Origin of the sequence: Pseudomonas sp. 2957 (genome assembly GCF_031456345.1) — a bacterium.
Lineage (GTDB): Bacteria > Pseudomonadota > Gammaproteobacteria > Pseudomonadales > Pseudomonadaceae > Aquipseudomonas > Aquipseudomonas siliginis.
On record NZ_JAVDUL010000006.1, the window covers coordinates 168,397 to 182,032 of the forward strand.

Sequence of the window (13,636 nt, forward strand, 5' to 3'; positions counted from 1 at the left end):
GATACCCGGATAACGCAGAAGCGATAACGCGACATGGTTTGCTGTCCGCTCCATGAAAAAGGAGTGACCATGAACGTTATCCCGCCCAAACCAGTGTCCGCGCTGCCTGCGTCGACCGCTCAGCCGGCAGACCCCGGTCGGTCAGTAAAGCTCATTGCAACGCAAAGTCTGCACGGCGAGTTTCTCGAGACATCGATCCCGCAATGGTTGACCAGCGCTTTGCCGCATCGGCGCGAGGCGCTCAAGGCGGTTCCGACCGCGTTACCGGCCTGGTATCAGAATGCGACGCCGGCCCAGCGCAAAACCCTCGACGAGACTTTCAAGGCCAGTGTCATTGCCCAGAACAGTCTCGACAAGAGCATGGCGAAATTCGTCGATGTCGAATCATTCGCCAGGCCGTTATTGATCAAAGCCTTGAAGGATAAATACGCGCTGGAAATCGACGTAGACAACACCCTGTTATGTCTGCGGCGCCCGGTCGAAATGGGTATTCAGAGAACCGTTTTGGCCTCGTTCGAGGTTCTCAAGATCACGCTGCTGGAAGCCTCGCTGCACAACTTCGAAGCTGACGAATGCGAGGGGACCTATCATTCAAGCTCCGGTTTTGTTGTGGCGACGCCTGCTGCGGACACATTCAAGCACGTCGACACAGGCCTCTCGGTCAGCCAGTTTTTGCACCTTTGCCGCAATCTGGATATAGGTCAGCAATACCAGACTTACCTGCAGGGTTTTTTTCATCCGGGGGACGCGGTGGCAGAGGCGGTGCTCAGCGAACGCTTCATCGCCAGCCAGAAGGCAGCGATGCGCGCCGCAGCCGAACAGGCGCTATTGCGCAATGACATCGAGGCGGCAGATCACGCGATGATCCTCTCGGTCATCGACGGCGAAATGCACCCGTGGATGGGGCGCAAGCAAGTCTGGTTCCAGGACCTCGGCCTGATGAAAAAAAGGCTGACCGGGTGCGTGGCTTTCGTCATCTGCGAAAAATACCGTTACACCGATGAACTGATCCTTTACATCCCCAACGACCCGGAACATCCGCTCAAGCGCTACACGTTCGAGCAAATGCGCGAAGAGCTCAAGCGCTTGCTCACTGCACGTGATGCGTCGCAACCGACCAGCGCAGAGCCCACCGCATACCAGCGTTTTTTCAGTCAGTTCCTGCCCTATGATCAGCGCCCGTACTATTTCAGCCAGTTCAGGCAAAAGGCAGCCGACTCACCTGGCGATGCCTGGGACGTTCTGCGTTCCCCTTGGCTGGCCTTCGTACAGGGTTTTACCAGTGGTTCTACATTCACCACCATCGAACAGGTTCCGCCCGAACGCACGGTCAAGTGGGAGCCGGCGGTTGATCCGTACATCGCGCCTTCGACAGTCGAACGCAAGGGCAGGGGGCTTTGGGCGCCCAACGAGGACTTGTGGCAATACCTTTATGCGCAGAATCGCGCCAAGGTGTTGGCCGACGCGCGAAGCCACGCGGTACCCACTGCCGATGTCGATGCGAACGCACGAGATGCCAAACTGGCCCATCTGATGCAGATCGGCATGCTGGGCTTGAATCTGGTGTCGATGTTCGTGCCTGTGCTGGGCGAAACAATGATGGTCGTGATGGCGGGACAACTGCTGTATGAAACCCTTGAAGGCGCTATCGAGTGGAGTGAAGGTGATCGCAGGGCCGCCAGGGATCACCTGGTCGACGTGGCCGAGAATCTCGCTCAGGTTGCCGTGATGGCGGGTGTTGGAGCAGGTGTAAGGAAGTTCTCGGCCGCCAGGGCTGTACCGGTCATCGAACAGTTGAGTCCGGTCACGTTACCCAATGGCGAAACCCGCCTGTGGAAACCTGATCTCAGCGGCTACGAGGCCGCTGTTGTCCTTGACGCACACCTGACCCCGAATCCTTCCGGGCAGTATGCGGTGGATGGCAAAACCTGGATCCGTCAGGACAACAAGGTGTATGAGCAGGTCTTCGACGACTCGATCAACCAGTGGCGCATCAAGCACCCGACCGATCCTGCAGCCTATCAACCTGTTCTGCAAAGTAATGGCCATGGAGCGTGGCGCCATACCCTGGAACGTCCTCTGGAATGGGATCGTCTGACGCTGTTGCGGCGCATGGGCCACATCTGCGAGCCGCTATCCGATACGGAGCTGCTCAAAGCGATGGATATCAGCGGCGTCAGCGACGATATGTTGCGCAAGATGCACCTCGACCATGGGGTGCCGCCACCGGAGCTGATTCAGGCCATGCGCTTGTTGAAAACCGATGCACAAGCCGCGCAAGTCATTGAGCAACTGGAGGGTGGGGCGCCGGTCGATGACAAGTATCTGTATGCCCTGCCACTGGTCACTGACATGCCGCGCTGGCCGGCCAATCGCGTACTGGAAGTCTTTGAGGGGACGCAACTGACCGGCAGATCCGTCAAGTATGGCGGCGGATATCGGGTGCGGGGTGTCGGGGGCAAGGCACCGATCCGGATTTCCCGGGCGGACGTCCTCAGCGGCGACCTGCCGCAGCTTGTTCTGGGCGGACTGGATGAATCGGAAATCGTCCACCTGCTCGGAGGTGAAGGTGCGCGGGTTCGAGAAGCGAGACCTGCAGAACTCGCCAAGCAAATTGCGGCCTATGCCCAAACCCGCCAATCGGCCATTTACGACAGTATTTATCAGGGCACCGAGCCTGTCGCCGATCAGGTCAGGCAATTGCAGAACGCCTGTCCGGGACTCAGTGAGTCAGCTGCACAGCAAGTGCTGGCGCAGGCGCGGCCGGATGAACTGCAACGGCTCGGCTCAACTCGTCCCATACCGCTGCGCATGCTGGAGGAAGCTCGCTGGTATGCGCGCCGCAGCCGGCAGGTGCGGGCATATGCGGGGCTGCGCAGCGAGAATATTGCCTCGGCGGACAGTCGACGCCTGGCGTTGCACACGCTTGAACGGTTGCCCGGCTGGCCGGACAACTTGCGCCTTGAAATACGCGAGGGCAGCGACAGCGGTCCGTTGCTTGAGAGCATTGGCAGCCAGACGGCCTTCGAGAGAAAGTACCTGATCAAAAGCGGCCAGCAATTTCAGGCATTCAACGACCGAGGCGAAACGCTCAACAGCCTGCCACGCCACGGCGACAACTTTTATGCCTCTCTCATGCACGCTCTGCCGGATCACGCGCGGCGCGCCCTGGGGGTGCCCGAGGTCAGTCAGTCGGCCGAACTGCAAAAGAAAATCATCGCCCACGCTGACCAGCACCACGGCATGGCGGCCGCATTGCTGGAACAGCCAGCGCAGTGGATGAGACCGCCTGTACGGGTAAACGAAGCGCTGATCGGCTATCCCGCCAGCGGAAGAGCGGGTTGGCTGGAGCGCAATCTGGTTGCCGACCTGCGCGACCTCTACCCGGGCCTCACCGATCAGCAGGCCAGTGGATTGATCCTTGAGCAGGTGCGTGCGGGCAGAAACAACCGGGAGATTTTTCGGTGGTTGCAGTCGCGACGCGAAGAGTGGCAACAACTTGAGGCAACACTGGACGAGTGGGCGGGGACCAACGCGATGGCTCCCTGGGAACCTTCCGGTACTGTTCAGAATCTGCTGGTCGCGCAAGCGCTTAAAACCAGTTGGCGCAATGCCCTTTTGGTCGATGAAGTGCCCAATGCGGATCAACTGCGCCTGGTGACTTACGATGCTTTGCCCGCGCTGACAGCAGACTTTTCCCACGTGCGTAAATTGTCCCTTCGCGGAGATGGCATTACTGATGGCAATGCCGACGCTTTTCTTGCCCTGTTTCCCGGCCTGGAAAAACTCTCGCTGGGTGAGCGCGAGAGTTATTTTGATTTGGGTATGCACCAGCAGTCGCTGTCCTCTCTGCCCGCAAGCTTAGCCAGGATGCCTGCATTGAAAACGCTCAAGCTGAGGACCTCGGCCCCGGCAATGGCCACAGATTTCCCTCAGCGGGTGAAAATGTTGACCTCGCTCGAAGCCCTTGAACTCGATTTTCAAGGATTCATTGACGAGAACCCGCCGGCACTGGAACTGGCCGCGCTCAAACACCTGAAACGACTCAAGATCGAAGCACCCGGCATGACGCAATGGCCAGCATCGGTACAAGCGCTTCCCGAGCTGCAGAGGCTGGATCTGTTTCGGACGTCAATCGCTTCCATTCCTCCAGCGCTTTATACCGGCCATGAAAAACTGTGGGCGGGCCTGTCACTGAATTGGTCGAACTTCTCCCATGAGGCATTCAAACCAGCATTCGAGTACGTCAAAAATTATTCGGGGTCCATGGGGCATCTGATGGACCTGAACTTGATGGTCCGCCAGTACTGCCTCGGTGAGCTGAAATTCCTCACGGGTGAAGGCCGCTTTCTCGATCCATTGCCTGAGCACATCATGACTGTCTGGAATACCCCGGAAACCCGGTTGAAAGCGATCGAACTGCTGCGCCTGGAACACGCCGGGATCTTCCGCCGGTTTTATCAACCGACGACGTCCGATGGCCTGCGTGGCGCTGCACGCGAGCCGCGCTGGCAGTCGCCGCCGAACAGCGCGGTGGTGCGTGAGCTTGAGGAAAACTGGCGCGCGAGCGTACGCAAACGCTATCGCCTGCTCGACCTGGGGGACGATTCTCTGGTATTCGAGCTGTCTGACACAGACGGTTTGAACCATGGCGCGGCCATCAGCGAGCTCGTGCCATTGCCGGCCGGTACATTTTCCCATGTGCAGACCTTACGTCTGGATCGGTTGAACGTGCCGGCTGGACAGATTCAGGCTTTTCTGCAAGCGTTCAGCGGCGTGCGGACGCTGCAAATCACAGGCTGCGGATTGACCGAGTTGCCGGTGAAACCGGCGGATTTTGCGCAGCTGACGCGGCTGGACCTGTCCAGCAACCAGATCACCTCTACGGGGGAAATTCAAAGCCAGTTCGCCGAGCTCAAGGCGCTTGAGTTTCTGAACTTGCGGCGCAACCGTTTGACGGCGCTGGACGTGACGGCCATGCCGAAGCTCGAAGTGGTGGATTTGAGTGGCAATAGCCTTCAAACGTGGCCAGCGGGGGCGGAAAATCTGTCCGGGTTGAAGTGGCTGGATCTGCGAGACAACAGCCTCGATTCGCTGCCCGAGCGCGTTCTTGCCATCGACAGCGTATTGCTCAAGAGCCATCTGACCGGGAACCCGTTCAGCGCTGAGGCAGAGGCAGCTCTGACGGCGGCGCGCGGGCGTATCGAGGCGAGCAACGGTTTGCCTCGAGGTGCATTGAAAAGCTATGAAAGTCAGCCGGCCGGCTACCTGGTCGCTGCGAACACCTCGGTGCCAGGCACCGCGTTTTCCCGGATCCACGAGTTTCTGTTACCACTGCGTACTGCGTCATCTGCGGCTGAAGGTAGCGCAGGTCTGGTCAGGCGGTTGCGGGAATTGAATCCGGACCTTTCCCAGGAACAGGCCCAGCACTGTATTGCGCGGTTGGGCGGCGCAGGGTTGGATGAAGCGCAGATTGATGCCCGGATCAAGGACTGGCGAGAGAGTGACGAGGCGCTGACGCGTCAGTTGAACGGTTGGATCTTCAAGCCGGCGGCCGCGAGGGTTTCGACGCAAGACAGAGTCTTCACGGCGATGAGAATCCGTGATTGCTGGGTCGATGGACTGACCCGTCATACCGAAGAAGCGGGTCGCAAGCTCGACCTCAGCGGCTTGTACATTGTTGAGTTGCCGCCTCTGTCGAACGCGTTTACGCAAGTACGAACGCTCGACCTGACTTCGGTAGGGTTTTCCTTGCAGAGCCTGAATGATTTTTGCAGCGCTTTCCCTGAACTGACCACGCTGGTGCTTAACTCCAACAATCTGGAGGGGCTACCGGAGGCTGTCGGTACATTGCACAGGCTGGAGCATCTGGAGCTACGCATTAACTATTTTGCTGAAGCGCCTGGCGTTTTGCAGCAAATGGGCAATCGCCTGCGTTCGCTGGATCTGAGTCATAACCAACTGAGCCAATTCAACGCCAGCGCACTCACCCGGATCGAGCGCCTGAATCTGTCTCTCAATTCGATAAGCCACTGGCCTGATGGGGTACAGGCACTGGAGCATTTGCAAACTCTCAATCTTCTTGGCAACCGTATTTCCCTATTTCCCGACACGCTGCTGGATGGCAACCATGAGCGACTTGTGGCAGGCACCGACCTGCGCGGAAACCGACTGCCTCTCGAGAGTCTGGAACAGCTCAGGGACTACAGTGCGGCTAACGCGAACCGTGGCGTCATGGGGTATTCGTTTGCCTCTCTCGAGCGCGCAATTACCGAGTATGAAGCGACGTCCGAAAGCGAGCCCGATACGCCTTTTGATTCCGACAGTAGCGATAGCGATGACAGTAATGCCGGCGGTGCCGGACGCGTGGACAGGCATGAAGCCGTGGAAGCAGACGAAATCATCGCCAATCCGCAGCAAGACGTAGATGAGCAGGCAATGAACACCTGGCTCAATTACACCCGGACCCAGACGCGCGAAACGCGGCAAGCGCTATGGCTGCAATTGGCGCGCGAACCCAACCATGAGGCGTTCTTTCACCTGCTGTCGATGTTGCACGACACTGCCGATTTCAGTGTGTCGGGCGCTGATCTGACGCAACGGGTATGGCGGGTGATAGAAGCGGCAAGCGAAAACACGGAGTTGCGCGAGTTGCTCTTCTTCAACTCCGCGACTCACGGCACCTGCCCCGATGGCCGAATACTGTCGTTCAGTGAGCTGGAAACGCGGGTCTATGAATACACCGCATTGCGCGACATCCCACGCCATCTGCCTGATCAGCGCGGCATGGCGTTGGTCGAGCTGACGCGGCGCCTGTTCCGACTGGAAAGGGTCGACAGGCTGGCGGAAGCAGCTGGCAGGTTCCAGGACCGGGCCGAAATCCGTCTGCAGTACCGAATCGGCATGACGCGCGGCTGGCCCGACGGGTTAGAGCTGCCTGCGCAACCGGATCACATGTTGTACAGGACACCGATCGAGGGACAACTGCTGAGCGAGGCACGCGCTTCTGTGCTGGCCGACGAAGCGTCAGGCCTGTTCCTTGAGGACCTGATTGCCCGCGATTACTGGATTCGCTACATGCGCGACCGACACGCCGCCATCTTCGATGAGCTTGAACGCAGCGCCACACACCGTCAGGAAGAAGTCGAGGATGCGCATCCAGACAAGTGGAACGACGAGGACTCGCGGAGACTGTACGTGGAAGCGATGAGCCAGTTGGAAATCGAGCTGGCGCAGGCACGCACCGACAAACTCAAGGAGCTGTCTCGCCAGGAACTGGTAAACCTTGCGCGGGTCGCTGCAGGGGATTCGCAGACACGCCCGGCGTCACCGCAACCGGGGCCGTCCTCGCGTCGGGACTGAGGAACTGACCCGATCCGGGAATCGCAAACTCCCGGATCGGCTTTGCAACAAGCCTCAGCTGTCGTAACCCAGATTCGGCGCCAGCCAACGCTCGGTCACGCTCAGATCCTGTCCCTTGCGTGCGGTGTAGCTCTGCACCTGATCCTTGTCGATCTTGCCGACGGCAAAGTATTGCGCCTGCGGATGAGCAAAGTACCAGCCGCTGACCGCAGCGGCGGGGAACATTGCGTAGTGTTCGGTGAGGAACACACCACTGCGCCCGGCGCGCATTTCGGCAGCCTCTGGATCGAGCAGGGTGAACAGCGCGGCTTTCTCGGTGTGATCCGGGCAGGCCGGGTAGCCGGGAGCGGGGCGGATGCCACGGTATTGCTCTTTGATCAGTGCATCGTTGTCGAGGGTTTCATCCTTGGCGTAACCCCAATGTTCTTTACGCACTTGCTGGTGCAGCCATTCGGCGCAGGCCTCGGCCAAGCGGTCGGCGAGGGCCTTGACCATGATCGAGTTGTAGTCGTCGCCAGCGTCCTGATAAGCCTTGGCCACTTCTTCGGCGCCGATGCCGGCGGTGGTAATGAAGCCGCCGACGTAGTCGGTGACTTCGCTGTCTTTGGGCGCAACGAAGTCGGCGAGGCAGAAGTTCGGCTTGCCGTCGGTCTTGATGATCTGCTGGCGCAAGTGATGCAGCTTGGCCAATGGCTTGCCGTTATCGTCGTACAGCTCGATGTCGTCTTCGTTGACTTGATTGGCTGGCCAGAAACCGAACACCGCACGGGCGCTGATCAGCTTTTCGTCGATCAGTTTGGTGAGCATTTCCCGGGCGTCCTTGTATAGCGCAGTGGCGGCCTCACCGACCACTTCGTCTTCGAGGATGCGCGGGAACTTGCCGGCCAGGTCCCAGGAAATGAAGAAAGGCGTCCAGTCGATGTACTCGGCCAGCACGTTCAAATCGATATTGTCGAGCACCTTGCTGCCGGTGAAGGTCGGTACCACTGGCTGATAATTGGCCCAGTCGAATTGCGGCTTCTTGGCGATGGCGGCGGCATAGCTCAGGCGTTCGGTGCGGGCGCTGCGATTGGAAGTGCGCTCGCGCACGTCGATGTATTCCAGGCGGGTCTTCTCGACGAAACCGGCCTTGAGTTCCTTGGACAGCAACTGGGTTGCCACGCCGACGGCGCGCGAGGCGTCGGTCACGTAGACCACGGCATCGTTGCTGTACTTCGGCTCGATCTTCACCGCAGTGTGCGCCTTGGAGGTGGTCGCGCCACCGATCATCAGTGGCAGATGGAAGTCCTGACGCTGCATTTCGCGGGCAACGTGGACCATCTCGTCCAGCGACGGGGTGATCAGGCCGGAAAGGCCGATGATGTCGCATTTTTCTTCTTTGGCGACCTGCAGGATCTTCTCGGCCGGGACCATCACGCCGAGGTCGACGATGTCATAGCCGTTGCAACCAAGCACCACGCCAACGATGTTCTTGCCGATGTCGTGCACGTCGCCCTTGACCGTGGCCATGAGGATCTTGCCCTTGGCTTCCGGCTTGTCGCCTTTCTCCAGTTCGATGAACGGGATCAAGTGCGCCACGGCCTGCTTCATCACGCGGGCGGATTTCACCACTTGCGGGAGGAACATTTTGCCGGCGCCGAACAGGTCGCCGACGATGTTCATGCCGGACATCAACGGGCCTTCGATCACTTCGATCGGCCGCGCAAACGACTGCCGGGATTCTTCGGTGTCTTCGACGATGTGCGTGGTGATGCCCTTGACCAGCGCGTGTTCCAGACGTTTGTTGACGTCCCAGTTACGCCACTCTTCGGTCTCGGCTTCCTTGACGCTACCGTCGCCCTTGTACTTGTCAGCGATGGCGAGGAGGGCGTCGGTGCCGTCCGGGGTGCGATTGAGGATCACGTCTTCGACCGCGTCGCGCAGCTCGACCGGGATCTGATCGTAGATCTCCAGTTGACCGGCGTTGACGATGCCCATGGTCAGCCCGGCGCGGATCGCGTAGAGCAGGAACACCGAGTGAATCGCCTCACGCACCGGGTTGTTGCCACGGAACGAGAACGACACGTTGGACACGCCGCCGGAGCTCAGCGCATACGGCAGCTCGTCGCGGATGTAGGCGCAGGCATTGATGAAGTCGACGGCGTAGTTGTTGTGCTCTTCGATGCCGGTGGCGACGGCGAAGATGTTCGGGTCGAAGATGATGTCTTCCGGCGGGAAGCCGACTTCGTTGACCAGAATGTCGTAGGAGCGTTTGCAGATCTCTTTCTTGCGCGCTTCGGTGTCGGCCTGGCCGGCTTCGTCGAAGGCCATCACCACCACCGCAGCGCCGTAGCGCTTGCACAGCTTGGCGTGATGGATGAACTGCTCGACGCCTTCTTTCATGCTGATCGAGTTGACGATGCCCTTGCCCTGGATGCACTTGAGGCCGGCTTCGATGACTTCCCATTTCGACGAGTCGATCATGATCGGCACGCGCGAGATATCCGGTTCGCCGGCGATCAGATTGAGGAAGGTCACCATGGCCTTCTTCGAATCGAGCATGCCCTCGTCCATGTTGATGTCGATGATCTGCGCGCCGGCCTCGACCTGCTGCAGCGCGACTTCGAGGGCTTCGGTGTAGTTGTCTTCACGGATCAGGCGGGCGAATTTTGCCGAACCGGTGATGTTGGTGCGCTCGCCGACGTTGACGAACAGCGAGCTGCGATCAATGGTGAACGGCTCCAGACCCGAAAGGCGGCAGGCCTTGGGGATGTCCGGAATCTGCCGCGGCGCGTAACCGGCCACAGCTTTGGCAATCGCTTCGATGTGCCCCGGGGTGGTGCCGCAGCAGCCGCCGACGATGTTGAGGAAACCGCTCTGGGCGAATTCCTCGATGACTTTGGCGGTTTGCGAGGGCAGTTCGTCGTACTCGCCGAATTCATTCGGCAGGCCGGCGTTCGGGTGCGCGGATACGTGGGTGCTGGCCTTGTTCGACAGCTCTTCCAGGTACGGGCGCAGTTCGCTGGCGCCGAGGGCACAGTTCAGGCCTACGGAAATCGGCTTGGCGTGCGCTACCGAGTTCCAGAACGCCTCGGTGGTCTGGCCCGACAACGTACGGCCGGAGGCGTCGGTGATGGTCCCGGAAATCATGATCGGCAATTCGACGTGCAGCTCTTCGAACACACCTTGCACGGCAAAGATCGCCGCTTTGGCGTTGAGGGTGTCGAAAATGGTTTCGATCAGGATCAGGTCGGCGCCGCCCTCGATCAGGCCTTTGGTGGCTTCGGTGTAGTTTTCCACCAGCTCATCGAAGGTGACGTTGCGGTAGCCGGGGTTGTTGACGTCGGGCGACAGTGAGCAGGTGCGGCTGGTCGGGCCAAGCACGCCGGCCACGAAGCGCGGCTTGGCCGGGTTTTCGGCGGTCTTGGCGTCGGCAATCTTGCGCGCCAGACGTGCGCCTTCTACGTTTAACTCGTACGCCAGCTCTTCCATACCGTAATCGGCCATGGAAATGCGCGTGGCGTTGAAGGTATTGGTTTCGAGAATGTCGGCGCCGGCGTCCAGATAGGCTTTTTCGATACCGCCGATCACGTCCGGACGGGTGATCACCAGCAGGTCGTTGTTGCCCTTGACGTCGCTCGGCCAGTCCGCGAAGCGCTTGCCGCGATAATCCTGTTCTTCGAGCTTGTAGCTCTGGATCATCGTGCCCATCCCGCCGTCGAGAATCAGGATGCGCTCTTTGAGGGCTTGCTTGAGAGCTTGAAGGCGGACGCTGCGATCGGACATGTGGACTACTCGGAAAGACCATTACGAAGGAGCGCGATCATAGCAAACCTGTGCGCTTTTGGAGCATGTGCAGCTTTTGCATGAATATCGCTCATGTTGGTACGAGCGTCATAACGGTAGAATCGCAGCCTTTTTTTATCATCGAGATCAGCAGCATGCCGCACCGCTTCATCAGTTTATGGTTGCTGGTCCTGAGCGGGAGCGTTGCGGCGCAAGATCCCGCCATTTCTTCTTCCATCTCCTACAGCCGAGACATCCAACCGATCTTCACCGAAAAGTGCGTAGCCTGCCATGCGTGCTATGACTCGGCCTGTCAGCTCAATCTCGGCAGCGGCGAAGGCGCCGCCCGTGGCGCGAGCAAGATGCCGGTATATGACGGCGAACGTACCCAGGCTGCACCGACCACGCGCTTGTTTTACGACGCCTTCGGCAAGCGCGCCTGGCAGCAGAAAGACTTCTATTCGGTACTCGATGCCCAGGGCAGCCAGGCCGCGCTGATGGCACGGATGCTTGAACTCGGCCACAAGACGCCGCTGACGCCGAACGCCAAGCTGCCAGAAGAGATTGTTCTTGGGCTCAATCGCAACAATCTATGCGCAATGCCTGCGGAGTTCGACGGATATGCCGGCGCGCACCCGAAAGAGGGTATGCCGCTGGCCGTCACCGGTCTGACCGACCAGCAATACCAGACCTTGCAGCGCTGGCTGGCGTCTGGCGCGCCGATTGATGAGCAGAGCCTGGCGCCGACTGCCAAAGAGGCCATGCAGATCTTGCAGTGGGAGAACCTGCTCAATGCTCCCGGTGCTCGGCAAAGTCTGGTCGGGCGCTGGCTGTTCGAGCACTGGTATCTGGCGCACATCTATTTCAAGGACGGTGAGCCGGGGCATTATTTCCAGTGGGTGCGTTCGCGTACGCCGAGCGGCCAGCCGATCGACCTGATCGCCACGCGCCGCCCCAACGACGACCCGGGCACGCAGGTGTATTACCGCTTGTGGCCGGTGCAAGGGGTGATCGTGCACAAGACGCACATCACTTATCCGCTGAGCGCGGCGAAAATGGCCCGGATCAAGAGCCTGTTCTACAGCGGCAACTGGCAGGTCAACGCGTTACCGGGTTACGGGCCGCAAAGCCGTGCCAATCCGTTTGCCACTTTCGAAGCGATTCCGGCGCAGGCGCGCTATCAGTTCATGCTCGATAACGCCGAATACTTCGTCCGCACCTTCATTCGCGGCCCGGTGTGCCGTGGGCAGATCGCGACCGACGTGATCCGCGACAACTTCTGGGCGCTGTTCCAGGCGCCGGAACATGATCTCTATATCACCGACCCGAACTACCGCGGCCAGGCCACGCCGCTGCTGGCGATGCCGGGGCAGAACGACGATGTCGGCAGCGTGCTGAGCCTGTGGCGCAACTATCGCGACAAGCGCAACGAATACGAGGCACTGCGCCGTGACAGCTATGCCGATCTGCCGGCGCCGAGCTGGTCGACGCTGTGGGCCGGCAACGACAACGCCTTGCTGAGCATTTTCCGCCACTTCGACAGCGCTTCGGTGACCAAGGGGCTTATCGGAGAGGTGCCGCAAACCATGTGGCTGTTCGACTATCCGCTGCTGGAACGCACCTACTACCAGCTCGCGGTCAATTTCGACGTGTTCGGCAACGTTTCCCATCAGGCGCAGACCCGTCTGTATTTCGACCTGATCCGTAACGGCGCGGAACAGAACTTCCTGCGCCTTATGCCCGCCGACTCGCGTGAGGATTACCTCAACGATTGGTACCAGGACGGCGGCCAATTCAAGATGTGGCTCGATTACGAGGCCATCGATGACGACAAACCGACCGCATTGAAGCTCGACGAAAAAGACCCGAAACACGATTTCGCCATGCAGTTGCTGGCGCGCTACGGTGATCTGAACGCGCGGCCAGACCCGATCAATCGCTGCGACGGCGCTTATTGCTCGCGACCGAATATCGATCCGGCGTTGCAGAATGCCGAGCAGGCTTTGAGCCGTCTGGCCTCGCGCCCGGCCGCAGGGCTGAAAGTCATTGACCAGTTGCCCGAAGCGACCTTGCTGCGCGTTGAAACCGCCAGCGGCAAGCGCGAGGTTTACAGCCTGCTGCGCAACCGCGCCCACAGCAACGTGGCGTTTTTGCTCGGTGAGTCGCGGCGCTATCAGCCGGGACTCGACACCTTGACGATCTATCCGGGCGTGCTCAGCAGTTACCCGAACTTCATGTTCAACGTACCGGCCGAGCAGGTGCCGGCGTTTGTCGATGCCATGGAAAACGCCAGGGATGCCAATCGGTTCGAAAAGATCGTCGAGCGCTGGGGCATTCGGCGCAGTCATCCGCAGTTCTGGCTGTATTTCCACGATCTGAGCCAGTACATCCATGAAACCGACCCGGTGGAAGAGGGCGTGCTGGATATGAACCGGTACGAGAATCTTTGAGTATTCGCAGGCGTGTGCCCGGGATTCTTTCCCGACAAAAATACTAGGACTTTGTCAGC

General features: G+C 59.6%; 3 protein-coding genes. 2 read left to right on the forward strand and 1 reads right to left on the reverse strand.

Annotated features, from left to right (window positions below):
• Nucleotides 1–69 precede the first annotated feature (69 nt).
• The gene (locus J2Y39_RS21860) at nucleotides 70–7,362 is read left to right on the forward strand and encodes a dermonecrotic toxin domain-containing protein (RefSeq protein WP_310219668.1); all 7,293 of its coding nucleotides are present in this window, start codon (nucleotides 70–72) and stop codon (nucleotides 7,360–7,362) included.
• A gap of 54 nt (nucleotides 7,363–7,416) precedes the next feature.
• On the opposite strand, the gene metH is transcribed toward J2Y39_RS21860, so the two are convergent.
• On the reverse strand, nucleotides 7,417–11,127 hold the full coding sequence (gene metH, locus J2Y39_RS21865; RefSeq protein WP_150741997.1) for a methionine synthase: 3,711 nt from the start codon (nucleotides 11,125–11,127) through the stop codon (nucleotides 7,417–7,419).
• A 155-nt stretch (nucleotides 11,128–11,282) separates the two neighbouring features.
• Between metH and J2Y39_RS21870 the strand changes: the two genes are divergently transcribed.
• Entirely contained in the window at nucleotides 11,283–13,577 is a 2,295-nt protein-coding gene (locus tag J2Y39_RS21870; RefSeq protein ID WP_310219671.1) for a fatty acid cis/trans isomerase, read from the forward strand.
• Nucleotides 13,578–13,636: the final 59 nt, after the last annotated feature.